28 protein-coding genes and 1 tRNA gene are annotated in these 25,023 nt (G+C 61.3%); 19 read left to right on the plus strand and 10 right to left on the minus strand.

Annotated elements, in window-relative coordinates; all coding sequences use genetic code 11:
* The first annotated feature begins 132 nt into the window (after window positions 1-132).
* The 6 genes from rplM to B9A97_RS20920 all read left to right on the plus strand — a co-directional run bounded on the left by rplM (window position 133) and on the right by B9A97_RS20920 (window position 4,937).
* On the plus strand, window positions 133-597 hold the full coding sequence (gene rplM / locus B9A97_RS20895; RefSeq protein ID WP_084367761.1) for a 50S ribosomal protein L13: 465 nt from the start codon (window positions 133-135) through the stop codon (window positions 595-597).
* 2 nt (window positions 598-599) lie between these two features.
* Entirely contained in the window at window positions 600-1,067 is a 468-nt protein-coding gene (gene rpsI, locus B9A97_RS20900; RefSeq protein ID WP_084367762.1) for a 30S ribosomal protein S9, read from the plus strand.
* A gap of 138 nt (window positions 1,068-1,205) precedes the next feature.
* Window positions 1,206-2,159: an agmatinase gene (speB, locus tag B9A97_RS20905; protein WP_084367763.1), complete on the plus strand. Its 954-nt coding sequence runs from the start codon at window positions 1,206-1,208 to the stop codon at window positions 2,157-2,159.
* Between the two features lie 69 nt (window positions 2,160-2,228).
* Window positions 2,229-3,161 carry an N-acetyl-gamma-glutamyl-phosphate reductase gene (gene argC / locus B9A97_RS20910; protein ID WP_084367764.1) on the plus strand — a complete coding sequence of 311 codons (933 nt, stop codon included), beginning with the start codon at window positions 2,229-2,231 and terminating at the stop codon, window positions 3,159-3,161.
* A gap of 3 nt (window positions 3,162-3,164) precedes the next feature.
* A complete protein-coding gene (locus tag B9A97_RS20915; RefSeq protein WP_084367765.1) occupies window positions 3,165-4,034 on the plus strand; it encodes an aminoglycoside phosphotransferase family protein in 870 nt (289 codons plus the stop codon).
* A 60-nt stretch (window positions 4,035-4,094) separates the two neighbouring features.
* Complete coding sequence (locus B9A97_RS20920; RefSeq protein WP_084367766.1) at window positions 4,095-4,937, plus strand: DODA-type extradiol aromatic ring-opening family dioxygenase; 843 nt, start codon at window positions 4,095-4,097, stop codon at window positions 4,935-4,937.
* A 7-nt stretch (window positions 4,938-4,944) separates the two neighbouring features.
* On the opposite strand, the gene B9A97_RS20925 is transcribed toward B9A97_RS20920, so the two are convergent.
* Entirely contained in the window at window positions 4,945-6,066 is a 1,122-nt protein-coding gene (locus B9A97_RS20925; RefSeq protein WP_084367767.1) for a COX15/CtaA family protein, read from the minus strand.
* A 129-nt stretch (window positions 6,067-6,195) separates the two neighbouring features.
* Between B9A97_RS20925 and B9A97_RS20930 the strand changes: the two genes are divergently transcribed.
* Together B9A97_RS20930 and B9A97_RS20935 are read left to right on the plus strand one after the other, a co-directional pair.
* Complete coding sequence (locus B9A97_RS20930) at window positions 6,196-6,405, plus strand: DUF2842 domain-containing protein (protein WP_084367834.1); 210 nt, start codon at window positions 6,196-6,198, stop codon at window positions 6,403-6,405.
* A 130-nt stretch (window positions 6,406-6,535) separates the two neighbouring features.
* Window positions 6,536-7,771, plus strand: coding sequence for a GNAT family N-acetyltransferase (locus B9A97_RS20935; protein ID WP_244564299.1), 1,236 nt, complete (start codon window positions 6,536-6,538; stop codon window positions 7,769-7,771).
* 117 nt (window positions 7,772-7,888) lie between these two features.
* Here B9A97_RS20935 and B9A97_RS20940 read toward each other — a convergent pair whose 3' ends face one another.
* Window positions 7,889-10,132, minus strand: coding sequence for a GumC family protein (locus B9A97_RS20940; protein WP_084367835.1), 2,244 nt, complete (start codon window positions 10,130-10,132; stop codon window positions 7,889-7,891).
* Between the two features lie 222 nt (window positions 10,133-10,354).
* On the opposite strand from B9A97_RS20940, the gene B9A97_RS20945 reads away from it, so the two are divergent.
* The 7 genes from B9A97_RS20945 to B9A97_RS29850 all read left to right on the plus strand — a co-directional run bounded on the left by B9A97_RS20945 (window position 10,355) and on the right by B9A97_RS29850 (window position 16,714).
* Window positions 10,355-10,897 (plus strand): polysaccharide biosynthesis/export family protein, encoded by a 543-nt coding sequence (locus B9A97_RS20945; protein WP_244564300.1) that lies wholly within the window; start codon window positions 10,355-10,357, stop codon window positions 10,895-10,897.
* Between the two features lie 4 nt (window positions 10,898-10,901).
* A complete protein-coding gene (locus B9A97_RS20950) occupies window positions 10,902-12,044 on the plus strand; it encodes a glycosyltransferase family 4 protein (protein WP_084367770.1) in 1,143 nt (380 codons plus the stop codon).
* A gap of 127 nt (window positions 12,045-12,171) precedes the next feature.
* Entirely contained in the window at window positions 12,172-13,734 is a 1,563-nt protein-coding gene (locus B9A97_RS20955; protein ID WP_084367771.1) for an undecaprenyl-phosphate glucose phosphotransferase, read from the plus strand.
* Window positions 13,735-13,805: 71 nt separating this feature from the next.
* On the plus strand, window positions 13,806-14,999 hold the full coding sequence (locus B9A97_RS20960) for an O-antigen ligase family protein (protein ID WP_084367836.1): 1,194 nt from the start codon (window positions 13,806-13,808) through the stop codon (window positions 14,997-14,999).
* The gene (locus tag B9A97_RS20965) at window positions 14,999-16,135 is read left to right on the plus strand and encodes a glycosyltransferase (RefSeq protein ID WP_084367772.1); all 1,137 of its coding nucleotides are present in this window, start codon (window positions 14,999-15,001) and stop codon (window positions 16,133-16,135) included. Before B9A97_RS20960 ends, B9A97_RS20965 begins: the two co-directional genes overlap by 1 nt.
* Before the next feature lie 59 nt (window positions 16,136-16,194).
* Window positions 16,195-16,491, plus strand: a complete 297-nt coding sequence (locus tag B9A97_RS20970) for a helix-turn-helix domain-containing protein (protein ID WP_084367773.1) — start codon at window positions 16,195-16,197, stop codon at window positions 16,489-16,491.
* Between the two features lie 73 nt (window positions 16,492-16,564).
* Complete coding sequence (locus tag B9A97_RS29850) at window positions 16,565-16,714, plus strand: hypothetical protein (protein WP_179145353.1); 150 nt, start codon at window positions 16,565-16,567, stop codon at window positions 16,712-16,714.
* A 60-nt stretch (window positions 16,715-16,774) separates the two neighbouring features.
* Here B9A97_RS29850 and B9A97_RS20975 read toward each other — a convergent pair whose 3' ends face one another.
* A complete protein-coding gene (locus B9A97_RS20975; protein WP_244564301.1) occupies window positions 16,775-17,833 on the minus strand; it encodes an extracellular catalytic domain type 1 short-chain-length polyhydroxyalkanoate depolymerase in 1,059 nt (352 codons plus the stop codon).
* A 247-nt stretch (window positions 17,834-18,080) separates the two neighbouring features.
* Here B9A97_RS20975 and B9A97_RS20980 point away from each other — a divergent pair, with 247 nt between their 5' ends.
* The 3 genes from B9A97_RS20980 to B9A97_RS30215 all read left to right on the plus strand — a co-directional run bounded on the left by B9A97_RS20980 (window position 18,081) and on the right by B9A97_RS30215 (window position 19,509).
* Window positions 18,081-18,272 (plus strand): hypothetical protein, encoded by a 192-nt coding sequence (locus B9A97_RS20980; RefSeq protein WP_084367775.1) that lies wholly within the window; start codon window positions 18,081-18,083, stop codon window positions 18,270-18,272.
* Window positions 18,273-18,357: 85 nt separating this feature from the next.
* Window positions 18,358-18,573 (plus strand): hypothetical protein, encoded by a 216-nt coding sequence (locus tag B9A97_RS20985; protein ID WP_084367776.1) that lies wholly within the window; start codon window positions 18,358-18,360, stop codon window positions 18,571-18,573.
* Window positions 18,574-18,747: 174 nt separating this feature from the next.
* Entirely contained in the window at window positions 18,748-19,509 is a 762-nt protein-coding gene (locus tag B9A97_RS30215; protein ID WP_244564302.1) for a BA14K family protein, read from the plus strand.
* A gap of 73 nt (window positions 19,510-19,582) precedes the next feature.
* Here the strand turns inward: B9A97_RS30215 and B9A97_RS20995 are convergent.
* From B9A97_RS20995 to B9A97_RS21025, 7 genes are all read right to left on the minus strand, one after another.
* A tRNA-Pro gene (locus B9A97_RS20995) sits at window positions 19,583-19,659 on the minus strand.
* A gap of 180 nt (window positions 19,660-19,839) precedes the next feature.
* The gene (locus tag B9A97_RS21000) at window positions 19,840-20,379 is read right to left on the minus strand and encodes a MerR family transcriptional regulator (RefSeq protein ID WP_143530639.1); all 540 of its coding nucleotides are present in this window, start codon (window positions 20,377-20,379) and stop codon (window positions 19,840-19,842) included.
* A 122-nt stretch (window positions 20,380-20,501) separates the two neighbouring features.
* Window positions 20,502-20,840, minus strand: coding sequence for an integration host factor subunit alpha (locus B9A97_RS21005; protein ID WP_084367779.1), 339 nt, complete (start codon window positions 20,838-20,840; stop codon window positions 20,502-20,504).
* A 105-nt stretch (window positions 20,841-20,945) separates the two neighbouring features.
* A complete protein-coding gene (locus B9A97_RS21010) occupies window positions 20,946-21,917 on the minus strand; it encodes a beta-ketoacyl-ACP synthase III (protein WP_084367837.1) in 972 nt (323 codons plus the stop codon).
* Window positions 21,918-21,936: 19 nt separating this feature from the next.
* Complete coding sequence (plsX, locus tag B9A97_RS21015; protein WP_084367780.1) at window positions 21,937-22,983, minus strand: phosphate acyltransferase PlsX; 1,047 nt, start codon at window positions 22,981-22,983, stop codon at window positions 21,937-21,939.
* A gap of 109 nt (window positions 22,984-23,092) precedes the next feature.
* Window positions 23,093-23,659 (minus strand): YceD family protein, encoded by a 567-nt coding sequence (locus B9A97_RS21020; protein WP_084367781.1) that lies wholly within the window; start codon window positions 23,657-23,659, stop codon window positions 23,093-23,095.
* The gene (locus B9A97_RS21025) at window positions 23,659-24,201 is read right to left on the minus strand and encodes a ubiquinol-cytochrome C chaperone family protein (protein WP_084367782.1); all 543 of its coding nucleotides are present in this window, start codon (window positions 24,199-24,201) and stop codon (window positions 23,659-23,661) included. Before B9A97_RS21025 ends, B9A97_RS21020 begins: the two co-directional genes overlap by 1 nt.
* A 288-nt stretch (window positions 24,202-24,489) precedes the next feature.
* Between B9A97_RS21025 and B9A97_RS21030 the strand changes: the two genes are divergently transcribed.
* On the plus strand, window positions 24,490-24,978 hold the full coding sequence (locus tag B9A97_RS21030; protein ID WP_143530631.1) for an outer membrane protein assembly factor BamE: 489 nt from the start codon (window positions 24,490-24,492) through the stop codon (window positions 24,976-24,978).
* Window positions 24,979-25,023 lie beyond the last annotated feature (45 nt).

The following is a 25,023-nucleotide window of genomic DNA, read 5'->3' on the forward strand; positions in this document are numbered from 1 at the left end:
GCCTTCTATAAGGCCGTCAGCATGCGGTCCGTGAGGACTGCATTCTTTTTTCGTGCCGCGAGAGCGCCGGAAACAAGCAACAAGAAACGCCCTTCGGCTTGTCCTTAGGGTCCAAAACGGAAAGTAACAACCATGTCTACCTTCGTTCAGAAGCCCGCTGAGGTGGAGAAGAAGTGGATCGTCATCGACGCCGAAGGCCTCGTTGTCGGTCGCCTCGCCACCATCGTTGCCACCCGCCTGCGCGGCAAGCACAAGGCAACCTATACGCCCCACGTCGATGACGGCGACAACGTCATCGTCATCAATGCGGAAAAGGTCGCCTTCACCGGCAAGAAGTATTCCGACAAGAAGTATTACTGGCACACCGGCTATCCGGGCGGCATCAAGGAGCGCACTGCGCGCCAGATCATCGAAGGCCGCTTCCCGGAGCGCGTCATCGAGAAGGCCGTTGAGCGCATGATCCCGCGCGGCCCGCTCGGCCGTCGCCAGATGAAGAACCTGCGCGTTTATGCCGGCTCGAACCACCCCCATGAAGCCCAGCAGCCGGTTGCCCTCGACGTGGCATCGCTGAACAGCAAGAACGTAAGGAGCGCCTGATAATGGCTGACCTCTCTTCCCTGAAGGACCTCGGCACCACCCAGGAATCCTCCGCTCCGGCGCATGTCCGCAAGGTCGATGCCCAGGGCCGTTCCTACGCCACCGGCAAGCGCAAGAACGCTGTTGCCCGCGTTTGGGTCAAGCCCGGCACCGGCAAGATCACGATCAACGGTCGTGACTTCCCCGTCTACTTCGCTCGCCCGGTTCTGCAGATGATCCTGAAGCAGCCGATCATCGCTGCTGCCCGCGACGGCCAGTTCGACGTGATTGCAACCGTCACCGGTGGCGGTCTGTCCGGCCAGGCCGGTGCCGTTCGTCACGGCATCTCCAAGGCGCTGACCTATTTCGAGCCCGGCCTGCGTGGCGTGCTCAAGAAGGGTGGCTTCCTGACCCGCGACAGCCGCGTTGTCGAGCGTAAGAAGTACGGTAAGGCCAAGGCCCGCCGCTCCTTCCAGTTCTCGAAGCGTTAATCGCTTCTGCCATTTGGCATATGGGAAAGGCGGGGCCTCGGCTCCGCCTTTTTTGTTTTCGTCTGGCGGCGTGATGCTGGTGCTTGACCGTCGCAAACAGCACTATAATTTGATCAAATTTTCAGGCCGGAGATGATCATGGCAAGCAAATCGATCGACAATGCCTTTACCGCGAAATCCGTGCGTGGGGCGGCGACTGACCCCACCTATGCGGGCGCGCTGTCTTTCATGCGGCGGAAGTATTCCAAGGTGCTGAAGGATGTCGATGCGGTGGTGCTGGGCATTCCCTTCGACGCTGCCGTCTCGAACCGGCCCGGCGCGCGCTTCGGGCCGCAGGCGATCCGGCGCGCTTCCGCCATCTTCGACAATGATCCGCAATATCCTTTCTCGCGCGACCTGTTCGAGCAGATGGCGGTGGTCGATTATGGCGACGTGCTGCTGGACTATGGCAATCACCAGAAGACCCCTGCCCTGATCGAGAAGGAAGCGGCCAAGATCATCGCCTCCGGCGCCTATCTGCTCGGCCTTGGCGGCGACCACTTCGTCACCTGGCCGCTCTTGAAGGCCCATGCTGCCAAGCACGGACCGCTGGCGCTCGTGCATTTCGACGCCCATCAGGACACCTGGGACGACGACGGCAAGCGCATCGACCACGGATCCTTCGTCTGCCGGGCCGTGCGTGAAGGGGTCATCGACCCCAAGACGTCGATCCAGATCGGCATTCGCACCCATGCGCCCGAGGATTTCGGCATCAAGATCCTGCATGGCTGGCAGGTCGAGGACATGGGCGCCCAGGCGATCGCCGATCAGATCCTCGCGCATGTCGGGACAACGCCGACCTACCTCACCTTCGACATCGACTGCCTCGACCCGGCCTATGCGCCCGGCACCGGCACACCGGTCGCGGGCGGGCCTTCGTCTGCAAAAATGCTCTCCGTGCTGCGTAAGCTCGGGCCACTGGATATCCGCGGCTCCGACATCGTGGAGGTCGCGCCTGCCTACGATCATGCCGACATAACCGCAATTGCGGGGGCGACGGTTGCCATGTATATGCTCGGTCTACGCGCGGAGAAGCTTGCGACACGCGCCTGACACATTACATCTGCAGTTTAACAACCAGAGTCCGCATTCTCATCCAAACCTCTATCGGGACGAAAGAAAATGACAGCGAAGATCTTCATTGACGGCGAACATGGCACCACGGGGCTGCAGATCCGCAGCCGCATGGCCGGCCGCCGCGATGTCGAGCTGCTGTCGATCCCGGAAGCGGAGCGGCGCAATGCCGCCATGCGCGAGGACATGCTGAACAGCGCCGATGTCGCGATTCTGTGCCTGCCCGACGACGCCTCCCGCGAGGCCGTGAAAATGGTGGCCGGCAACAACAATGTCAGGATCATCGACACGTCGACGGCATACCGGACCGATGCCGGCTGGGCCTATGGTTTTGCCGAGATGGACAAGGCGCAGGCGCAAAAGATCCGCGCCGCGCGCTTCGTCGCCAATCCCGGCTGTTATCCCACGGGCGCCATCGGCCTGATCCGGCCGCTCAGGGCTGCCGGCATTCTGCCGGACGGCTATCCGGTCACGGTCAATGCTGTCTCGGGCTATACCGGCGGAGGCAAGCAACTGATTGCGCAGATGGAAGATGCCCATCATCCCGACGCAGTCACCGCCAACAACTTCCTCTATGGCCTGCCGCTAAAGCACAAGCATGTTCCGGAAATGAAGATCCATGGTCTTCTGGATCGTGCGCCGCTGTTCTCGCCCTCGGTCGGTCGCTTCGCCCAAGGCATGATCGTGCAACTGCCGCTGTTCCTTGAGGATCTCAAGGCGGGCACCACGATCCAAAGCATCCATCAGGCGCTGGTCGATCACTATGCCGGCCAGGACATCGTCACGGTCGTGCCTCTGGATGTCAGCGCCAAGCTGCCGCGCGTCGATGCCGAGGAACTGGTCGGCGAGGATACGATGAAGCTCTACGTCTTCGGCACCGACGGCGGTCCTCACGTCAACCTCGTTGCTGTGCTCGACAATCTCGGCAAGGGCGCGTCCGGGGCAGCGGTCCAGAACATGGACCTGATGCTCTCGGCCTGACCCGTGGCCGTATCACAGACCCTGCCCACGTCTCTCGCGGAGGCGTGGGACCTTGATGCGTCACATCTGATCGCAGACACCCGGACATCCCATGTGTTCCGCGCCATGCGCGCGGGGCAAACCGTGATCGTCAAATGCCTGAAGCCGGAAGGCCATGGCGAGCGGCCGGGCATGGATTTCCTGGATTGGCGGGAGGGCCATGGCGCCGTGAGGCTTCTTGGCCGCATCGGCGATGCGTGCCTGATGGCCGATGCCGGCACGCTGACGCTGCGCGATTATCTGCATAAGCATGGTGACGAAGCGGCGACCGCGATCGTCGTGTCCGTCATCGAACGGCTGCATGCGCCGTCAGAAAAGCCGCGTCCGGCAACGCTTGTTCCGCTGGAACGGCATTTCCGCTCCCTGTTCGAGCTTGCGGGAAAAACGGGAAAGCCTGAGATTACCGACCTCGCCGGATGGGCGGCCTATGAAGCCATCGATCTTATGGCGCATCAGCAGGATGCGAGGCCGCTGCATGGCGATCTTCACCACGACAACATTGTCGGTGATGCCGCAGGCGAATGGCGGGCCATCGATCCCCAGGGGCTCCATGGCGATCCTGTCTATGACGTCTCCAACATCTACGGCAATCCGCTCGGCGGACGCGATATCATCCTGGATCCGCAGCGCATCATCCGCCTGACGCAGACATTCGCGTGCCATTTCGGTTGTTCGCCCCGCAAGGTGCTGCGCTATGCCGCTGTCCATGCCATGCTGTCGGTTGCTTGGACGCTCGACCGGACCGTCACGCAATCCGGCGAGGAGAACCTTTCGGAGCGCCTATCCTTCGCCCGTATCGCACAGTCGCTGCTTGTCGAACAATTTGTCGACTGATTAACGGATCGCCACGCCGGCAGCCCTTTGCTAAGACCAAGGGGTACCAGCGAGGCCGTCATGAACAGCGAAACCCCATCCCGCAATCGTCTTCCCGTCGTCTTCATTCCCCATGGCGGCGGCCCCTGGCCGTTCATGGACTTTCCCAAGAACGAGGCGGGCAAGGGCCCCTGGGATGATCTCGGCGCCTTCCTGCGGGGCCTCGACGCCTCGATCGGCCGTCGTCCGAAGGCCGTGCTTGTCGTATCTGGTCATTGGGAAAAGGAACCGGTGCCGACGGTCAGCACTGCGGCGCAACCGGGCATGCTGTTCGACTACTACAACTTCCCGGCCCATACCTACGAACTGAGCTATCCCGCGCCGGGTGCGCCTGATGTTGCGGCACGTGTTCGTCAGGTTCTGGCGGAAGCCGGCATGGAATCGGCCGACAATGCCGAGCGCGGCTACGACCACGGCGTCTTCATTCCCTTCATGCTGATCTATCCGAAGGCCGACGTGCCGATCGTCATGATGTCGCTCAAGAACACGCTGGATGCCGGTAGCCATATCGCCATCGGCCGCGCGCTGGAGCGTCTGCGCGACGAGGACATCCTGATCGTGGCATCGGGCATGACCTATCACAACATGCCGATGTTCCGGAAAGCCGAAGAGGCCCATGTGGCGCAGTCGGTGCGTTTCGACGACTGGCTGAAGGATGCCATCGAGGACAAAGATCCCGCGAGCCGGGCCGAGCGGATCTCAGCCTGGGACAAGAATCCCGATGCGCTCGCCTGCCACGTGCCGGATCACGATCACCTCGTGCCGCTGTTCGTCGCAGTGGGTGCTGCCGGCGCGGATGCGGGAGAACGGATCTTCCGCACCGATTATCTGGGCAAGCCCTATTCGGGCTATCGCTTCGGCTGAGGGTCGATCAACTCCGAAGCTCGACCACCGTCTCCGGCGGATACTCGCCCTTGAAAGCTCGCCAGTGAGCGACCGCGAAGCCCAGCACGATCAGCGCCATGCCCTGATGGGCAAGGGCCATGTGCAGCGGCACCTGCATGACCAGCGTCGAAATGCCGACCAGCGCCTGGAGACAGACCAGGCCGAAAAGCACGACCGAGCGGCGGGCATGGGTGGTACCCGGCGCGTGGCGCAGAGCCACGACCATGTGCATGAGCGTCACGGCCAGCAGCAGGTAGGCACCGCAGCGATGCACGAACTGCACCGTCTTCGGGTTTTCGAACAGGTTGATCCACCAGGGCTGCTGGATGAAGAGGTCGCCCGGTATCAGGGCGCCATCCATCAGCGGCCATGTCGTATAGCTCAGGCCGGCATCGAGACCGGCGACCAGGGCGCCGAGATAAATCTGGAACAGGACGAGGAAAGCGATCAAGCCGGCGACCAGGCCGGATTTTTCTGTCGGGGCCAAGTCCTTGGAGTGGCTGGAGAGCCCACGCATGATCCAGACACAGGCGGCGAAGATCAGACAGGCAATGGTGAGGTGCGTGGCCAGGCGATATTGCGACACGCTGACGAGCTTGGTGAGCCCTGACGACACCATCCACCAGCCGATGAAGCCCTGGAAGCCGCCGACAGCCAGCAGGCCGACCAGGGGCAGCCGCAGCCGCTTTTCGATGCGCCCGGTCAGCCAGAAGAACAGCAGCGGCAGGCCGAAAATCAGGCCAATGCCGCGCGCCAGCACCCGATGCGCCCATTCCCACCAGAAGATGGTCTTGAACTCCTCGACCGTCATGCCCTTGTTCACCAGCTGGTACTGCGGAATGCGCTGGTAGAGCTCGAATTCCTCCTGCCATTCCTCAGCCGACAGCGGCGGAATGACGCCGTGAATCGGCTTCCATTCGGTGATAGACAATCCGGAATTCGTCAGACGCGTCGCACCACCTACCAGCACGAGACAGAAGAGCGTGACCAGCACAACGCCGAGCCACACCCGCAGGACGCGGCGATTGCGTTGCTGGGTGTTTAGCTTAGCCAGGATTTCGGTTTCCGTGACTGCCTGTGGGGTGGTTGCTGTCTGTAGGGCCGCCATGCTGCATCCTCTTCTTGGGCAAGTGTTGATTTGCAACACCTGACCGTGCAAAACAAGCCCCGACCGCGCGGCATGGCGTCACGCATCTTGACGTTCATCAAACCAGCGGAACCCAAGGAAAGGTTGTTCATGCCACCCCGTCTGCGCTCATTCATCGGCACGATCCTGATCATCATCCTCGTGCTGCTCTATGCGGTGCTTGCGACCTCGATCGCCACGGCCTTCCTGGCAGAGTCGCCCTGGTGGGTGCATCTCCTGTATTTCCTGATCTCCGGTGTGGTGTGGGTGGTGCCGGCGATGGTCCTCATCAAGTGGATGGCAGGGCCGCGCAAAAGCTGAGGCTGCCGCCGGCATTTACCGGGCGATAACCGCGTTTTCCCGAAAACCACCTGGAATCGCCGCCGATAAACCTTCTGTTGGCGGCTTCCGACTAGAGATGCACCGACCGCCCTTAGTCGGAGCAGCTCTCTTGTCATCAGTTTTGCCAGATATCCGCGTTCAGCCCCACTCGCCTTCCCTGCAGCGGGGAATTCCGGGCAGTGGCCAAGAGCTCGATATCGACATCGTCAGCACGTTGGATGCCGTTCGCGACGCGTGGCTCGATCTGCAGTCCGACAATCGCAACTCGCTGCATCAGGGCTATGACTGGTGCGCCGCCTGGGTCGAGACCCACGGATATCCGCTGGCGATTGTTCGCGGCCGGCTTGGATCGGAAACGGCATTTCTCCTGCCGCTGGAGATTCAGCGACACAACATGGTGCGGACCGCCCAGTTCATCGGCACGCGCTACACCAATATCAATACCGGGCTCTTTGCCGCCTCTCTCTGGGATGGCGAGCGCCGGATCGACACGGACAAACTCGCAAGCCTCATCGCGGAATCACTGACCGGCTATGCCGATCTGGTAAGCCTGCAAAATATTCCGCTGACCTGGCGTGGCAGCCGGCATCCTCTCGCCAGCCTTCCGGCGGACGAGCATCTGAACCATACGTTTCAACTGCCGCTATCGGCGGATTTCACCGCCACCATCAACCAGCTGAACGGCAAGCGGCGGCGCAAGAAGTTCCGCAACCAGGTTCGCAAGATCGAAGCCACCGGCTCGTTCGAGCATGTCATTGCCCGCACGCCAGAGGAAAAACGGGACCTGCTCTCGCAGTTCTTCGTGCAGAAGGCAGTGCGTTTCAAGGCGCTGGGATTGCCGAATGTGTTTCACGCTCCGCAAACCCAAGCCTTCTTCCATCGGGTGCTTGAGGTCTCGCAGGAAGGCGCCGACGCACCGCTCGAAATGCACGGGCTGTTGCTGCATGGGGAGTACGAGGGAAAGATAGCAGCGCTGGCGGGCCTCTCACGCAAAGGCGACCATGTGATCTGCCAGTTCGGCTCCATCGACGAGAACATCCTCCCAGAGGCCAGCCCCGGAGAACTGTTGTTCTGGCTGCTGATCGAAAGGGCCTGCAGCCGGGGTGCGGCCATGTTCGATTTCGGGCTGGGGGACCAGGATTACAAACGCCGCTGGTGCACAGAGGAAACGGTGCAGCACGACATTCTGCTGCCGGTATCAGCGCTTGGCCGGTTTGCTGCCGTGGCGCATCGCGGTGTGAGCCGCGGCAAGGCTGCCATCAAGGGCAACCCGCATCTCTATGCGCTAATCCAGCGGCTTCGTGCCCAGCAGGACAAGGCACCGGCGACCGAGAGCGACGACTAGAGCCGGATGATTTCAGGTCGGATCGACCTGAAATCTGAATCCGCTCTCGACTTCAAGAAATAGAGCATGATGTCGGCCGAAAACCGCAGACACTTTTCGGCATCATGCTCTGGTCGCTCAGGCCGCCCCGCGGACAGCGTCCTGCCGGCCCGGCTTGGCCGTTTCCGACATCAGGATCAGGTCCGAATAGCCGACCTTTTCAAAGGACGCCATGATAGCGGCCAGTTCCTCGCGGTCGGGATTGGGCGCTGACAGGACAATTTCGTGGGCGCCGCTGCGGCTCATGCGTGCCACGCCATCGGCATTGGCCGGACCGCATTCGATGAGCACCAGGTCGTAGGCGTCAGCGAGTGCGTCGGCAATCATCGACAGCCGATCGACGCCACTCATTGCGCGGCGCACATCGGAATTCCCCTGCGGGATAACATGGGCATCCGAGAGACGATCCCGATGGATCGTGTCGGCGAATGCCGCCTCTCCGCACAGGAGATCGGTGATGCCGGGCAAGGATCGGCTGGCCGCCATCAGGCGTGTCGGGCAGGCCGAACCGGTCATGTCGATAAGAACGACCCGACGGCCCAGCTCGGCGATTTCGCGCGCCAGCATCACGGTCGCCGTCGAGCCATCGTCTCCCGATGGCGAAATGCAGATGGCGATCCCGACGCGCGACTTCATCAGGAAGCCCGCGACAGAGGCGATTGAGAATGCATCGTCCTGCGGCTCAGGCTCGATCATGTCGGCAACAGCGGCGGCCTCGATCGCGTCGTCGTCCAGCGGTTCGGACAACAGGCTTGCCGGCACGGGGCGGCGCGAGGCCTTCTTTACCGGGGCGGCAGGTGCCGGCTGGCGGCGCGAGACAGGAGCCGGCTGCGGCGGAACATCCTCCACCTCGCGTTCCGGCGTTGTGGCCGGCACGAATGCCGGTTCGGCGCGCCCGGCCATCACAGGCGTTGTCGCAGACGGGCTGAGCGCCCGACCGGAAAAGAGTTCAGCGAGCATGATCGCCACGGAATAGAGAATGAGCGTTGCAAGTGCCGCCACGATGGTGATCGGCAGGACCTTGGGGAAATCCTGTTCGCGCGGCTCGATGGCCTGGGATATGATGCGGGCATCGGCGGGGCTTGCATTCTTGTCGAGGCGCGTGGTGGCCTCGCGGTAGCGTGCCAAATAGGTTTCAAGCAGCTGGCGCTGTGCCGTCGCCTCGCGCTCCAGGTCCTTCAATCCCACTTCCACCTCGCCGGCGCGGGCCGAATCGGCTTTCAGGACATTGAGCTGCTGGACCAGTTGCGTTTCCCGCAGTTTGGCGACTTCGGCGGCATCTTCCAGACCCGCAGCAATGCGCAGGGATTCGGTGTTGATCTGCTCGCGCACCGCCGTGACCTGGGCGCGGATCGCCTTGATCTGCGGATGGCCATCGAGCAGCGAGGTCGAGAGCTGCGACATCTGCCGGCGCAGGTCGGTCTCGCTCTGCTTGAGGCTCTGGATCACGGGCGAGGCCGCGACGGCATCGATGTTTTCCGTCGGCTTGCCGGCCTTCAGCGCGGCGCGCACATTCTGCGCCTTGGCTTCCGCATCCGCCTTCTCTCCCCGCAGCCGGGCAAGCTCCAAGGAGATGTCATTGAGCTGCTGGGTAGCGAAGTTCGCGGTCTCGCTGGTTGCAAAGAGATCGGATGACGACCTGTAGTCGGCAACCTTCTGCTCGGCCTCCCGCACCTTTTCGCGCAGATTGGCAATCTCCGGCTCCAGCCAGCGGGCGGCGTCGGAATTGCTATCAAGCTTTGCGCCGCTCTGGATCGACAGATAGACGTCGGCCATGGCATTGGGGATCGCCGCAGAGAGCTTCGGGTCCTTGGACGTAAACTGTATGCCGATGACGCGGGACTTTTCGACCTGGTAGACCTGCAGCTTTTCATCGAAAGCTTTCAGCACCCGCTCTTCGGGCGCCATATCCAGCGGATTTTCCTTGAGGCGCAGCAGGACGAGCAGGTCCGACAAAGCCGATGGATTGGTGTCCGGATCGAATTCCTCAAGCTCATAGAGCTTGAGGTCTCGCGCAACCTGCTTGATCAGGTCCACCGAGCGGAGCATCTGCACCTGGCTGGCGATGCTCAGTTCATCGAAGACGGGTTCCGCGCTCTGCTGACCTGCCTGTTGCTGTGCCGTAAAGTTCGGCGCGCGCGCCTCGATCAGGATGCGCGTTTCGCTCTTGTAGCTTGGTGAGATCAGGTTCGCGCCGACAAAAGCCAGCGCCGTGACGGCAACGGTTGCTGCCAGCACGCGCGTCCTGCGCGCCCACACGGCGCGGAACAGGCCGGCCAGATCGATATCAACGTCCTGTTGACTGCTGCTTACCCCAGACAAATGCGCAACTCCCAGCATTGGATTGCCCGGGAGCGTAAAGGAACATGGTAACTCAAGGGTTAACCCAGGCGTGTAGAGCCAACATCGCCCTCATCCTGCATTTATTCATCGCATCTTTACCGACCATTAACCCTAATCGAATGATAACGAACCTCGATCGCAGGTACTTCAGGAGCGCGTTGGCGCATGACCTTGTCTCTCACAAGACACCTATCAAAAGCTATGATGGCTATCGGACTTGCCTTCCTTTCCGGTTGTGCGGCGGGTTACAAGCCCGTGCCGAAGGTCTTCCACGAAGCCACTATTCAGCCGTATCGCCTCGATAGCGGCGACCGCCTTCGCGTCACCGTCTTCGAACAGGCCTCGCTCACCAATACCTATACTGTCGACCAGGCCGGCTATATCGCCTTCCCGCTGATCGGCCAGGTCGTGGCACGCGGACAGACCCTGCCCCAGCTTGAAGGGGCCATTGCCCAGAAGCTGCGCCAGGGCTATCTGCGCGATCCTGATGTCTCGATCGAGATCGACCGCTACCGGTCGATCTTCGTGATGGGCGAAGTCGGACAGCCTGGACAATATTCCTATGTGGCCGGCATGACGGTGCTCAATGCCGTTGCCGTTGCAGGCGGCTTTACGAGCCGGGCCAACCAGCGCGACGTGGACGTGACGCGCAAGATCAATGGCGAGGTCCTGTCGGGTCGCGTGCCGATCACCGATCCGATCATTGCCGGCGACACGATCTATATCAGAGAGCGGCTGTTCTGATCCGATGCCCGACGATAAGCCACTGCGCATCATCCACTGCTTTCGCTCGCCCGTGGGAGGCATATTCCGCCATGTGCGGGACCTCGCCGAGCAGCATGCCAAGGCCGGCCACCAGGTCGGCATTGTCTGCGACAGTTCGACCGGCGGTGCGCATGAGGACCGGCTGTTCGAGCAGATCATGCCCCATCTTTCACTCGGATTGGTCCGGCTGCCGATCAGGCGCTCGATCAGTCCAAGCGATCTTGCGGCGCTCCGGCGCTGCTACAATGAAATCAAAAGTTTGCGGCCTGACGTGTTGCACGGCCACGGCGCCAAAGGAGGCGCCCTGGCCCGCGTCATAGGCTCAGTCCTGCGGGTGAAAAGGTATCGCGTAGCCCGCTTTTATTCCCCCCATGGCGGAAGCCTGCATTTCGACCCGGCAAAATTGTCGGGTCGAGGTGTTTTTGCGCTGGAGCGTCTGTTCGAGCACATGACGGACGGTCTGCTGTTCGTCTGCGGCTATGAACAGGGCGTCTACCAGGCGAAGGTCGGCACACCCCGCTGTCCCTCCGCAATGGTCTATAACGGGATCTCCGAAGGCGATTTCGGCCGCATCGAAAAGCGCTCAGACGGTGCCGACTTCCTATATGTCGGCATGCTGCGAGACCTCAAAGGGCCCGATGTCTTCATCGACGCCTTTGCCCGCACCGAGCGTGCGGTTGGCCGGCCGCTCCGCGCCATGGTGGTCGGTGACGGTCCGGACCGCGACAAATACGATAAGATGATGACCGAGAGCGGCCTGGGGCTTCGGATCGGTCTGCTGCCGGCCATGCCGGTGCGAGACGCCTTCGCCATGTCGGATATCGTCGTCATTCCCTCCCGTGCGGAATCGATGCCCTATATCGTGCTGGAGGCTCTGGCCGCCGGCAAGGCGGTGATTGCCACCCGCGTGGGCGGCATCCCGGAAGTGCTCGGCCAAGACTCCGACGCGCTTGTCACGCCTGGCGATGCCGAGGACCTCTCCCGGGCCATGACCCGCGCAATCACCGATCCCGCCTGGCAGGCAGCGACCATGCCGAAAGCGGAGGATTTTCACGCCCGCTTTTCCGCCTCGGCCATGGCGTCCGGCATCTTGCAGTTCTACGAAAAGGCCCTGGCAGCCGCCTGACGAGACCCGCACTCGGCTGTCCCAGCATTTGGCCAAGCGCTTGAAACGGCACATTAACCGGCAGGCGCATAAATGTTTCTTAGCACCTTGGTGATAGGAACAAGCGGTCAGCAAGCGGATATTCGTGATGAACCAGATGGAAAAGCCCGAACAATTCGATCTTGGCGAACTGCGTAAGAAGTTCACGCAAGCCGAAATCCGCACGGCGCCGGCCGAGGAGCATGCTGCCGAAGGCGGCGAGTTGAACGAGTTCGCGCGGCGGATTGCCAGCCAGTTCAGCGAAAAGAATAACTCGCCGACCATGCTGATCGGCCAGCTGCGGCTGATGGATTTCTGCTTCCTGCTGGCGGCGAGCCTTGGCGTTCCCTATCTTTTCAGCGGCATCGACGACTACGGCATTCTGGTCAATCTGGCCATTGCCGCGAGCGCGGCCGCTTGCGGCGTGGTGCTGATCCAGCTTGTCGACGGCTATCTGGTGCCGACGCTGCGCGCGCCCCTGAGATCCCTGCCCCGCGTGCTCGGCGCCTGGGCCGTCGCGTCAGCATTGGTGGCTTTGGGCCTGTTCCTGATCGGCGCGCCCGAATTCGGCTTTCTCAAATGGTTCGCCTATAGCTTCGGTACCGGTGCCGCATTCCTGCTGATCGAACGTCCCCTGCTCGCCTTCGGCTTTCGCCGCTGGGCCCGCAACGGCATCATGGAGCGCCGCGCCGTCATCGTCGGCGGCGGCCAGCCGGCCAAGGACCTGATCCGCACCCTCGAATTGCAGGAAGACAACGACATCCGCGTTTGCGGCATCTTCGACGATCGCGGCGACGATCGCTCGCCGGCGATGATCGCGGGCTATCCCAAGCTCGGCACTGCCGCCGAACTGGTGGCCTTTGCCCGTCTCGCCCGCATCGACATGATGATCATCGCGCTACCGCTGACGGCTGAGGCACGCATCCTGCAGCTCCTGCGCAAGCTGTGGGTGCTGCCGATCGATATCCGGCTTGCCGCCCATTCCAACAGCCTGCGCTTCCGTCCGCGCAGCTATTCCCATATTGGCGCGGTGCCGATGCTCGATATCCTGGACAAGCCGATCCGCGACTGGGATTCGGTCGCCAAGCGCTGCTTCGACATCTTCTTCAGCCTGGTGGCCTTGGCGCTGCTGTGGCCGGTCATGCTGGGCGTGGCGATTGCGGTGAAGGCGACATCCAAGGGCCCGGTATTCTTCGTGCAGAAGCGCCATGGCTTCAACAACGAAGTCATCCGCGTGATGAAGTTCCGGTCGATGTATACGGAGATGAGCGATCCGACCGCCCGCAATGCAGTGACCAAGAACGATCCGCGCGTGACGCCGGTCGGCCGCATCATTCGCAAGACCTCGCTCGACGAGTTGCCGCAATTCTTCAATGTGCTGCGCGGGGATCTTTCCCTGGTCGGCCCGCGTCCGCATGCCGTGATGGCGCAGACCCATGACCGTCTCTATGGCGATGTCGTGGAAGGCTATTTCGCCCGCCACCGCGTCAAGCCTGGTGTCACCGGCTGGGCCCAGATCAATGGCTGGCGCGGCGAGATCGACAACGACGAGAAGATCAAGTTCCGCACCGCCTACGACCTCTATTACATCGAGAACTGGTCGCTCTGGTTTGACCTCAAGATCCTGTTCCTGACCCCGATCAGGCTGCTCAACACGGAAAACGCCTATTGAGCGCCACGATCACACCGGGCGGCCACGCCGCAGGCGCGGTTCCCGCGCCCTTCCAGCCCCAGGCGGCCGCCATGCGGCTGCTGGGCTCCTGGGGTGTTGCCTTCGGTGTCTTCCTGTCCGGCTTCGTCATCTCGGAACCTGCGCCGTATGAATTGATGATGGTCGTGCAGGTGGCGATCTGGTTCCTGTTTGGCCTCAAGATCTCCCGCAACGTCGCGCCGCTGCTTGCATTCCTGATGGTGTTCAATGTCGGCGGCTTCCTGTCGTTGACCGTCATGCAGGACATGACCGGCGGGCCGCTTTATCTGGCCGTTACCACCTTCCTTGCGCTGACGGCTGTCTTTTACGCCGCCATCATCGAGGACGGCCATCAGCGACTGAGGCTCATCTTTCGCGCCTGGGTTTTTGCGGCCCTGATCACGGCGACGCTCGGTATCCTTGGCTATTTCCATGCCTTTCCCGGTGCCGAAGTCTTCACCCGATATGACCGCGCCATGGGCGCATTCCAGGACCCTAACGTCTTCGGGCCTTTTCTGGTGACGCCCTCGCTCTACCTGATGCATGGCCTTCTGACGGGCAAGCTCGCGGCCGCGCCGCTGAGGGCCGCTGCATTGATGGTGCTGGCGCTTGGCATCTTCCTGTCGTTTTCGCGCGCCGCCTGGGCCTTGTTTCTGTTTTGCGCCGTCGCATTGGTCTTCGTGCTGCTGCTGAAAGAGCGGACCGCCGCGTTCCGCCTGAAGATATCCATGCTGTCTTTGGCGGCCGTCATGCTGATGGTCGTCGGCATGATCGGTGCGCTTCAGTTCGAAAAAGTCCAGAACCTTTTCTCGAGCCGCACGCAGCTCGTGCAGGAATATGACGGCGGGCATCTCGGCCGCTTTGCCCGCCACCGGATCGGCTTCCTCAACGCCATGGAACAGCCACTCGGCATCGGGCCGATGCAGTTCAGCAAGATCTTCCCGGAAGACGAACACAATATCCTTCTGAAGTCGCTGACCACCTATGGCTGGATGGGTTTTCTCTCCTATGTCGGCCTGATTGCCTGGACGCTCTATATCGGCTTCCGCTTCCTGCTGAGGAACCGGCCGTGGCAGCCCTATCTGATGATCGGCTGGATCATGATCGTTGGTCATACCGGTATCGGCATGGTCATCGACACCGAGCACTGGCGTCATTTCTACCTGTTGCTGGGCATTGTCTGGGGCTGCGGGGCTCTCGAAATGCGCTGGCAGGCGGCGCAGCGCAAAAAGGCGAGTTCCGGCTGATGGCCGATAGGCTGCGCGTGCTGCAAGTGCTGGAACCAAGCGGCGGCGGTTCTGGACGACATTTCGTCGATCTGTGCCAGGGCTTGCAGCAGGCAGGCCATGAGGTCACCGCGATCTATTCGCCGACCCGCGCCGAAAGCCGCTTTGTCGAAGAACTGGCCCAAGCCCGCCTCTCCAAGGTGATTGCGCTGCCGATGCGGCGTTCCGTCGGTCCGTGGGATCTCTCGACCTGGCGCCAGCTCCAGGCCATTCTCAGGGATGTCGGGCGGCTGGACATCATCCATGGACACAGTTCCAAAGCGGGCGCCCTCACCCGCCTTCGACGTCCAGGGCGGCACGTTCCGCGCATCTATACACCGCACGCATTCCGAACGATGGACCCAACGCTGTCAGCAAAAGGGCGGGCGCTTTATGGCGGGGTCGAATGGCTGCTGGGCCGCTACCTCAGCGACCGAGTGATCTGCGTATCCAAGGACGAGTTGGAGCATGCGATCCGTCTGGGCCTGCCGCGGGAGCGGCTACGGCTCGTGATCAATGGCGTCACGGCCCCTGCCCCCACCAATAGCCACGCCATCCGCCGGAGATTTGGCATATCTGTCGATGCCGTGCTGTTCGGCTTTATCGGTCGGCTATCGCCGCAGAAGGCGCCGGAGCGGCTTCTCAACGCCTTCGTCCGCTTGGCAACCGAGATCCCGCAGGCGCATCTGCTGATGATCGGCTCCGGGGAACTGGAGAGCGACATACGCCACCGGATCGATACGGCGGGACTGGCCGGACGCGTGCACCTGGCATCCGACATTCCTGGCTCCGAGGCCGTCGGCGCCTTCGATGTCCTTGTTATGCCGAGCCGCTATGAGGCCATGTCCTATGTGATGCTGGAGGCGGCGGCGGCTGGCAAACCGATGCTGCTGGCGGATGTCGGAGGCGCAAGCACGGTTCTGGAGCATGGCGTCAACGGCCTGCTGGTCCCCAACTCGGATGATCCGACAGAACTGGTGTCGGCCATGTGCACCATCGCGCAACCCTCCGTCCGCCAAAGCCTCACCGAGGCTGCTGCCGCCCGAGCCGGGCGCTATCGGGCCGAAACCATGGTCGTCGAGACCTTGGCCGTCTATCGGGAAGTTGCCAGCAACTGACGTCCTGTTTCTGGGCTCCAGCCATTTGCCTTTGCCGCCGGCTGCGCCATATCCCTATCATGATCAGCAACGCACAAATCCGCGCCGCCCGCGCCCTACTCGGCCTCGGCATCGATGAACTTTCCGCCGCAAGCGGTGTGTCCGCCAGCACGATCCGGGAGATCGAAGCCGCTGACAACAGTCGGCTTGATGGGACGGAGGCGGTGGCCTTGAAGACCGCTCTCGACAGGCTCGGTGTCGCCTTCCTGTCACCGGGCGATTGTTGCGATGGCGGCGAGGGATTGCGGCTGAAAGCGCGGCAAGAGACGAGCGAGGGCATCAGGCCCGAAAACCTCAATGCCACCAACGACGACTAATTCGTACTTGCTTCGGGAACAAAAGACCGCGGCATGCATTACCGCGCTGTCTTCATTCCTTTCAGGAGCAATCATGAACCGCACGAACGGTCTCTACCTCGTCATCGGCGCACTCGTCGTCGCCGTCATCGGCCTCGGCAGCTATGTCTACCAGGAAGAATCGAAGCCTGATGGCGTCGAAGTCAGCATCGGGCGTGACGGCGTGCGCATCGAGGAAAACTGACCAGCGTGACGGCACGCGTGTGGCAACCCAATCGGTGGCCGCACGAGCGACGCTCTAAGTTCAAAGCTTCGGGCGCGCCAGCTTCATCATCGTGGTGGTGAGATGGCGCGGCGCGCTCAGGCCGACCGGCAGCATGAAGCGGGAAGCACTTCCCGATAGTCCCGGCGGCAGGCTTGTTAGCGGCAAGCCGTGATCCATACCCTCGACAACAAGAAACTCGATGAGTGTCCGACCGGCCTCGTCTTTCCAAACGAGGGCCTTATGGCCCTTGACGATCACAGTCTCGGTTTTATCCTCAGCAAGGCCGTAGACGTCGAGCCATTGGCGCAGGCTCTGATGGGCATTGACGACATTGACGACCGTATCGGATGCGCCGTGCCAGATGGAAATCAGCGGGCGACGGGCCAGCTGCGGCGACACCAGACGGACCAGATCTCCCCATTCCGATGCTGTGCGTGCCGTCCCCTTCTTCATCACCTGGAGCGCCGACATCGCGTCACGCGCGGCACCGAAGGGCAGGCCGCCGACGATCTGGCCGCCGGCGAAGCGTTCCGGATAGGTCGCCAGCAGGGCCGACGCCATGGCGCCGCCGGCCGAGAGCCCCTGGACATAGATATGTTCTGGCGCGATCGGGTGACGCCGACACATGTCATCGATCATCTGCCGGATCGACATCAACTCGCCCCTGTCTCGCGCCACCGCACTGGGTCGAAACCAGTTGAAGCAAAGATTGCTGTTGTTGCTCTGCCGTTGCTCGGCAAACAGCACGGCAAATCCCTTTTCCCGGGCAATGCTGGTCCAGCCGCTGGCCCGATCGAAATCCACCGCTGACTGCAGGCAACCGTGCAACACGACCACCAGCGGTGAATCTGCTGCCAGCCGGGCGGGCACATATTCCAGCATGCGTAAGTGCCCGGGATTGCTGCCAAACGTGGCCACTTCGATCAGCCGTCTGACGGGCCTGGTGGTCCTCGGTGGTCGCGCCTTCGCTACTTTCACCGGACTAGCCGGTTTTGCCTTCGCACGGATTTTCCCGGCCGATCGCATCGCCTTGCCAACGGCGTTTTGCCATTGCCGCGACTGGCGCAGCAAAGACGAGAGGCTCGTGGGAAACTTCATGCGCATTCGCTCTACCTTCCGCGACCTTGAAACAAGGCCGTCTTTAACCGTCGGCCAAGCCAGCCAAAGGCATGCATTAAGGCGTGTTCGCCCGGGAATCTGCAACTCACCTTCCGTCTAATGTTGCAACGCAGCAATAGTAGGGCAGGTTTTGCACAGAGTGCTGACAGAATTGCATCGATGTGGACGCATTGAGCATGAGGAACCGAAGGTCCCGTTGCGCGTTAAGCGGATCTGGAGGTGCATAATGCAGACCACTATCGACCATCCGATCGAGCCCGCCGCCGCTCCCCATTTCAAGGTCGTCAGCGTCGCCGAATTCTGCCGGAAGTTTCGTCTGAATCCGAAAGAAGAGCGACGACTGCGATTGCTGTTTGGCGCCACGGCGCGCGAGCACGAATTGCTGCGGCATGCCACGCGCGAGCCGCGCTTCCGCTAGTGGTGTCCAATACTCGTTTTTGTGATTTCTCGTTCCAGCAGCGATCGGTTAGCCTTTCCTTGTAAACATGCGAAAGGAGAATGACATGAAAACAGTTCTCGTAATCGCCGCTGCTATCGGCCTTTCTACCTCTGTCGCCTCGGCAGAGTGCATGGGCTATAACAAGGTGACCGCATCCGTGGACGTCGATCGGGAGATCAAGACGGCCAGCATTTCGAAGGTGCCGTTGGTACCGGCAGAGCAGGCAATGCTATCGAAAAAGGATAGCAAGACCGACGTTCCGGTCGAAGCCGCCGAGTAATCTCGTACCAGCTCAAAATTCGCTCATGGCTTAGCCGGTTGTCGCAAGACTGCCGGCTAATTTGTTTGCGGCGGCGGAAACCCGGGCTTGCAGGCCCATCACTGCAAATGTGAATTTCCGGGGAACCACGATCAGCTTCAGACATTTGCCCATCAGCAGAGAATGGAGTGCATCATGAAACCGATCCTGATTGCGGCGAGCGTTCTCGCCTCCGCGCTGGTGTTGTTCGTGAGTGGAATGGTCGCCGCGACGATGATCTACACATCGGGTGTTCAGCCGCATCAGTTTGCGGGGCTGGATGCGGCAGATCTTTGGACCGATACGCCTGTTGCCGTGGACAAGAATAAGCAGACATTCGAGCGCGTTGGGCAGGAGACCACTGCCGCTGAGCAGCCTGCGGCGCAACCGGCGGAGCAGACAACCGTACAAAACGCGGTGACTGAGGTGACGGGCCAGACCCCGGATGCAGTTCCGGCCGTGGATTCGGCATCATCCTCGGCCAGAGTTCCGGCTGAGGCGATGCCTGAGGATACTGCTCCCGTTCTGAACGAAGAGCATATTGCCTGGTGCCAGAATCGCTATCGCTCCTACAATCCCGCCGACAACAGCTATCGCCCTTATAGCGGTGGCCTCCGGTCCTGCGTTTCCCCGTACCTTGATCAGGCCGGCATCGATACAGCCGTTGCATCTGAGGAAGAGCCCTATCCGGAGCAAGAGGCACAACTCACGACGATCGCCGATCACGCGAACCGCCGCGATGCTGCAGAGTACGAACTCTTACCGGAGGTTCAGACCATCTCGACGCGGGGTGGAGCTGTGGATGACTATGCCGTTTGGGAGCATCAGGAGCGTTGCTCTGCCATGTATCGCTCGTACCGGCCAGAAGATAACAGCTACCAGCCCTATTACGGCGGCCCGCGTCGTCAGTGCGAATAAGCGAAAAGCGCCCCAAAACGCCGAATGCCGCCCGGAGGCGGCATTCAGAAAACTAGGGAATTCAAGGATTTAATGGTCGGGGTGGCCGGATTTGAACCGACGACCCCTTGACCCCCAGTCAAGTGCGCTACCGGGCTGCGCTACACCCCGACCTGCCCTTACGGCTCGCTTCGTTTATTGTTTTCGGCCTGCCCGCGCAAGAGATAAAATCGATCCCTGCACAAAAAACGAGATGGTGGCGTGTGTATTCCCGACAGGGCGCATCCACGTCAGAGTTGCCGCCGCCAGCGCCCAAACGCAACGATCATAAATAACTGCCGAACAGCAGCCTCAGCGGACCTGATCCAGCAGTCGCTTGCATTCCAAAAGGTCAAACAAGGCTTCCTGCAGCAGCGCCCTGTCTTCCTTGGCCATGACTGCCTTGTCGGACATTATTTCTGGCATATCATCGTGACCGCCGCCGCCGAAGCCGAAGAACCGGCCGCTGACCTTAACCTTTGGACGACCCACGATCTGGTCATCCTCGGCTGGCCCCATCTTCGGTTCGTCCACCCGTGCTGCCGGTCCTGCGGCGACCAGCGCCTCAAGGGTGGCAAGATCGCCTGATGCGACCGCCATCACGAACTTGTTGCCGTTGGTCTTCAGCAGCTTCTGTACACCCTTGATGGTGTAGCCGTGATCATAGAGCAGATGCCGGATGCCCTTCAGCAGTTCCACATCGTCAGGTCGGTAGTAACGCCGGCCGCCACCGCGCTTTAGCGGCTTGATCTGCGGAAAACGGGTTTCCCAGAAGCGCAACACATGCTGCGGCAGGTCCAGATCATCGGCAACTTCGCTGATGGTGCGAAATGCGTCTGGGCTTTTTTCCAACTCGCCGTTGTCCACCATTGGCCATCCTGGTCGCGTCGTCGCGACTCGTCTTATTCGAGTTGTTCAGTCTGCGGGTTTCCGGATCGGAAGCAAAGTCTCGATACGACCGCGCGGCCGCTTACTTATGCAGCAGGATTTTGCGGCTTCTGCTTGGCCTTGCGGGAGACATGGGCGCGCAGGATGCGCTGTTTCAGAACGTTGGAGGCCTTGAAGGTCATGACGCGGCGCGGAGAGATCGGCACCTCCTCGCCAGTCTTCGGATTACGACCGATTCGCTCGTTCTTGCTGCGGACCTGGAAGGTCGCGAAAGACGAGAGCTTGACGGTTTCGCCGCGGACGATCGCGTTGCAGATCTCGTCAATCACGGTCTCCACGAGCTCAGCCGACTCCGTCCGCGAAAGCCCAACCTTCCTGAAGACCGATTCCGCCAAATCCGCCCGCGTCACTGTCTTTCCGGCCATGGTCCCCGCCCAGTCCCGTTCTGTTTATCTCGAAGCGGGGTGAGAGTATTGCCGTTGACCACAGCGGTCAAGCGCTTGTTCAACATCCTCAATTTCGATTTGCTATCACCAGCGCAGCAGGATCGCACCCCAGGTAAAGCCGCCGCCCATCGCTTCCAGCATCAGGAGATCGCCCTCCTTGATGCGGCCATCGCCGGCAGCCACAGCCAGTGCCAGCGGGATGGATGCCGCCGAGGTGTTTCCGTGCAGATCCACCGTCACGACGACCTTCTCCAAGGGAATGCCGAGCTTCTTCGCCGAACCGTCGATGATGCGCTTGTTGGCCTGGTGCGGCACCAGCCAGTCAATGTCGTCAGCCTTGGTACCGGTGGCATCGAAGGCCGCCTCGATCACGTCGGTGATCATGCCGACCGCATGCTTGAACACTTCGCGGCCTTCCATGCGCAGATGGCCGACCGTGCCCGTCGTCGATGGGCCGCCATCGACATAAAGCTTGTCCTTGTTGATACCATCGGAGCGCAGTTGCGATGTCAGGACGCCGCGATCGGCCACAGTCCCCTCGCCTTCCACTCCTTCCAGCACCAGCGCGCCGGCACCGTCGCCGAACAGGACGCAGGTCGTGCGGTCCTTCCAGTCGAGGATTCGCGAGAAGGTCTCGGCGCCGATGACCAGCACGCGCTTGGCCATGCCGCCGCGAATATAGAGATCGGCGGTCGACAGAGCGTAGACGAAGCCGGTGCAAACAGCCTGCAGGTCAAAGGCAAAGCCGTGGCGCATGCCGAGCCGGTTCTGAATGTTCACGGCCGTCGCAGGAAAGGTATTGTCCGGTGTTGAGGTCGCGACGATGATCAGATCAATGTCATCGGGCGTCAGGCCCGCTCGGTCGAGCGCCTCGCGCGCCGCAGCCTCTCCAAGGGAAGCCGTGGTTTCGCCGTCCCCGGCGATATAGCGCTGACGAATACCGGTGCGCTGCACGATCCATTCGTCGGATGTCTCGACCAGATCTTCCAAGTCACGATTGGTCACCACCCGCTTCGGGAGCGATGCCCCGAAACCGCGCACCACAGAACGAATCATTTGCATTACACCCCGTCGATCATGCCGCTTCGGGTCCAGCACTGGACGAGTGACGTGCATGATATCGTTTCAAGTCGTTTTCTATTTTCTGGGTCAGGCCGTTGCGGGCCATGTCGTAGCCGACCTCGATGGCCGCGGCAAAGCCCTCGGCGGTGGCGCCGCCATGGCTCTTGATGACGATCCCGTTCAAGCCGAGGAACACGCCGCCATTGACCTTGCTCGGGTCGAGCTTTTCGCGCAGCCGATCGAAGGCCGCCTTGGCAAAGAGGTAACCAATGCGTGCCAGCAGCGTGCGCGACATGGCTGCGCGCAGATATTCCGCGATCTGCTTGGCCGTACCTTCGGCCGTCTTCAGCGCGATATTGCCGGTGAAGCCTTCGGTGACGACGACATCGACCGTGCCTTTGCCCAGGTCGTCGCCTTCGACAAAGCCGTAATATTCGATCGTGTCCAGCCCGGCTTCGCGAATGAGACGCCCGGCCTCCTTAACCTCTTCCTGGCCCTTGATCTCTTCGACACCGACATTCAGGAGGCCAACCGAGGGCTTCTCGATTTCGAAGAGAGCCCGCGCCATGGCGCCGCCCATCAGGGCAAAATCGAGCAGTTGCTGGGCATCGGCGCCGATGGTGGCGCCGACATCGAGCACGATGCTTTCGCCCGTCGATGTCGGCCAGATCGCCGCAATTGCCGGCCGCTCGATCGTGGCCATGGTGCGCAGGCAGAACTTGGCCATAGCCATCAGGGCGCCGGTGTTTCCGGCTGAGACAACGACATCGGCATTGCCGGTCTTGACCGCCTCGATGCTGCGCCACATGCTCGACACGTAGCGGCCACGGCGAAGAGCCTGGCTTGGCTTCTCATCCATTGTGACCGCGACTTCGCAGTCATGAAATACCGATTTTTCCTTCAATTTCGGATAGGAAGCCAGAAGCGGCTCGATCTTGGCCCTCTGCCCGTAGAGCAGGAACGTCACATCCGGATGTCGCTCAAGCGCTTTTGCCGCACCGGGAATGACGACCTCGGGACCGAAATCGCCGCCCATCACATCGAGAGAAATTCTGACCACGCTCGCCTGATCCTTGTTTTTCGCTTACCGGCGAAATTTCGGCCAAAATACCGTTTTCGCGGTCCCGTACAACTGGTTTGTGGCCAAAGTCCGATGGGTTTTCCTGGATTTATTTGTCTTTCCAGTCTTTCAACACGGCGAAGGGCGAAGGCCGCTTGGGTTCCACTGCTTCCTCACCAAGGGCCGCTGGCAGTTCGGCGCCCGGCTTGCGCGGATAGGGGTCGATGTCCAGCGCGGCGAATTCCGCAACCAGCGCGCCGGCATCGATCGTGTCGCCGACGAAGGTCTCGGGAAGATCGGGACCATCGGGATCCAGCACCATCTCACCGCTTTCGTCCGTGACGATGCGCGCCAGCTTGGAACCCTCCGGCACGAAGATCTGGTCGACCTCCTGGTTCAAGGTCGTCACGACAGGCTCGAGCGAAACGACACAGGCCTGCGTGATCTCACCCTTCAGACGCCCGCGGATCCGCACGCCGTCCTTCTTCCAGCGGGCGATCTGCAATTCAGCCGACAGGCCGTTGACCGCCTCGACCTTCCAGAGGCGCGCCAGTCCATCTCGCTCCGTTGCATCGGCCTCGATGCGAACCGTGACCGGATTGACGGAGATATGGCCTACCTTCACCAGATAGGAAAATGGCGGACGATCGCCCGTGGGCGCCTCGGTCTTTTTCATCATGCACCTCCAGGCACTGGAAATCTCAGCGACCCCGTCTCAAGAAGTTCTCCCGGCATCGCGGCCAGCGCCTCGTCTGTCTTCATCATCCAGTCGGCGAGCAGACCCATGTCGTGCCCGTCTTCGCTGGTTTCAGGATATATATTGCGGCGAAGGGCCGCCGCCAATTGCTGCACGTCTCTTTGATCGAGTGCCGCCGCATAAGATTCCAGCCGGCCGTAGAACATGCCGGCCAGTTTCTTCATGCGCTTGGGCACACCCTGGTCACCAATCCCGAGCTCCCTGATGGAGTGGTCGATATCCTGGAAGAAGGCATCGACTATTTCCTGCGCCAGCTCCTGGCCGCTGGTCTCGGCGCTGCGGGTACGCCGGAAAAACAGGATCATGACGATCGACAGCAGTTCGAATCGGCCCATCACGGTATCAGGGACATCCATCGCCAGATAAAACACGGGTTGGCGGGCCACCCCGGTCAAGGCTTCATACTGCCGGTGGACGATGATCTGGTTGTGTCTTTTCTGGCGAAAGAACCCGAAGATCATTTATTCTTCCAGATTTGGCGGGGGAAGCGGGCTGGCGCATCCCGGCCTTGTTGCATGATTTTAAAAGCTGGTTTACCGAAGCAGACGTGAATTGCAATGCCTGTCGTGGGAACCCGACGGCGTTTGACGGCCGCCGTGCCGTTGCGCTATTTCCCACACTTCAGCGAAAAACAGCTGGCTGGCCACTTGCCAGGGCGCATGCATCGCGGAATGGCCACATTCGTGTGGAGTAGAGTTTCCTCGCGGCATCTGCGCGAGCCAAGCGTTATGGGAGACGTGTCTTTGGGAATGCGGTTTTACAGTTCGGACAGGAATATCCTGAGGGTTGCCGCGGTGGCGCTGGTCGTTTCCACCACTGGCCTGGCGGGATGCACCACCGGCGAGGTCTTCCATAACGGCTATGTCGTGGACAAGCAGGCGCTTGAACTCGTGCCTGTGGGCTCGAGCCGCGAACAGGTTCTGCTGTCGCTTGGAACGCCGTCAACCACGGCGACCTTCGACGGCGAAGTGTTCTACTACATCTCGCAGCAGCGCACGCGTTCGGCGGCCTTCATGAAGCCGCGCCTCGTCGACCAGCAGGTGCTGGCCATCTATTTCGACAAGGAGGGCGTGGTGAGCCAGCGTGCGAACTACACCATGCAGGACGGCAAGCTGTTCGATACGATTTCACGCACCACTCCGACCGGCGGCAAGGACCTTACATTCCTGCAGCAGATTCTGGCGGGCGGCACCGCCGGTGCGGCAAACAGCGTGCGCAACATGTTCGGCGGCATGTAAGAGCCGCACTTCTTTCTATACGAAGGCCCGCGGAAAGCGATTTCC

Origin of the sequence: Rhizobium sp. RU36D (genome assembly GCF_900176345.1) — a bacterium.
Lineage (GTDB): Bacteria > Pseudomonadota > Alphaproteobacteria > Rhizobiales > Rhizobiaceae > Allorhizobium.

Excerpts from the sequence above, each read along its gene's own strand:
- rplM (WP_084367761.1), top strand. The coding sequence starts at position 133 with ATGTCTACCTTCGTTCAGAAGCCCGCTGAGGTGGAGAAGAAGTGGATC.
- rpsI (WP_084367762.1), top strand. The coding sequence starts at position 600 with ATGGCTGACCTCTCTTCCCTGAAGGACCTCGGCACCACCCAGGAATCC.
- speB (WP_084367763.1), top strand. The coding sequence starts at position 1,206 with ATGGCAAGCAAATCGATCGACAATGCCTTTACCGCGAAATCCGTGCGT.
- argC (WP_084367764.1), top strand. The coding sequence starts at position 2,229 with ATGACAGCGAAGATCTTCATTGACGGCGAACATGGCACCACGGGGCTG.
- B9A97_RS20920 (WP_084367766.1), top strand. The coding sequence starts at position 4,095 with ATGAACAGCGAAACCCCATCCCGCAATCGTCTTCCCGTCGTCTTCATT.
- B9A97_RS20925 (WP_084367767.1), bottom strand. The coding sequence starts at position 6,066 with ATGGCGGCCCTACAGACAGCAACCACCCCACAGGCAGTCACGGAAACC.
- B9A97_RS20930 (WP_084367834.1), top strand. The coding sequence starts at position 6,196 with ATGCCACCCCGTCTGCGCTCATTCATCGGCACGATCCTGATCATCATC.
- B9A97_RS20945 (WP_244564300.1), top strand. The coding sequence starts at position 10,355 with ATGATGGCTATCGGACTTGCCTTCCTTTCCGGTTGTGCGGCGGGTTAC.
- B9A97_RS20950 (WP_084367770.1), top strand. The coding sequence starts at position 10,902 with ATGCCCGACGATAAGCCACTGCGCATCATCCACTGCTTTCGCTCGCCC.
- B9A97_RS20955 (WP_084367771.1), top strand. The coding sequence starts at position 12,172 with ATGAACCAGATGGAAAAGCCCGAACAATTCGATCTTGGCGAACTGCGT.
- B9A97_RS20960 (WP_084367836.1), top strand. The coding sequence starts at position 13,806 with ATGCGGCTGCTGGGCTCCTGGGGTGTTGCCTTCGGTGTCTTCCTGTCC.
- B9A97_RS20965 (WP_084367772.1), top strand. The coding sequence starts at position 14,999 with ATGGCCGATAGGCTGCGCGTGCTGCAAGTGCTGGAACCAAGCGGCGGC.
- B9A97_RS20970 (WP_084367773.1), top strand. The coding sequence starts at position 16,195 with ATGATCAGCAACGCACAAATCCGCGCCGCCCGCGCCCTACTCGGCCTC.
- B9A97_RS29850 (WP_179145353.1), top strand. The coding sequence starts at position 16,565 with ATGAACCGCACGAACGGTCTCTACCTCGTCATCGGCGCACTCGTCGTC.
- B9A97_RS20975 (WP_244564301.1), bottom strand. The coding sequence starts at position 17,833 with ATGAAGTTTCCCACGAGCCTCTCGTCTTTGCTGCGCCAGTCGCGGCAA.
- B9A97_RS20980 (WP_084367775.1), top strand. The coding sequence starts at position 18,081 with ATGCAGACCACTATCGACCATCCGATCGAGCCCGCCGCCGCTCCCCAT.
- B9A97_RS20985 (WP_084367776.1), top strand. The coding sequence starts at position 18,358 with ATGAAAACAGTTCTCGTAATCGCCGCTGCTATCGGCCTTTCTACCTCT.
- B9A97_RS30215 (WP_244564302.1), top strand. The coding sequence starts at position 18,748 with ATGAAACCGATCCTGATTGCGGCGAGCGTTCTCGCCTCCGCGCTGGTG.
- B9A97_RS21005 (WP_084367779.1), bottom strand. The coding sequence starts at position 20,840 with ATGGCCGGAAAGACAGTGACGCGGGCGGATTTGGCGGAATCGGTCTTC.
- B9A97_RS21010 (WP_084367837.1), bottom strand. The coding sequence starts at position 21,917 with ATGATTCGTTCTGTGGTGCGCGGTTTCGGGGCATCGCTCCCGAAGCGG.
- B9A97_RS21020 (WP_084367781.1), bottom strand. The coding sequence starts at position 23,659 with ATGAAAAAGACCGAGGCGCCCACGGGCGATCGTCCGCCATTTTCCTAT.
- B9A97_RS21025 (WP_084367782.1), bottom strand. The coding sequence starts at position 24,201 with ATGATCTTCGGGTTCTTTCGCCAGAAAAGACACAACCAGATCATCGTC.
- B9A97_RS21030 (WP_143530631.1), top strand. The coding sequence starts at position 24,490 with ATGCGGTTTTACAGTTCGGACAGGAATATCCTGAGGGTTGCCGCGGTG.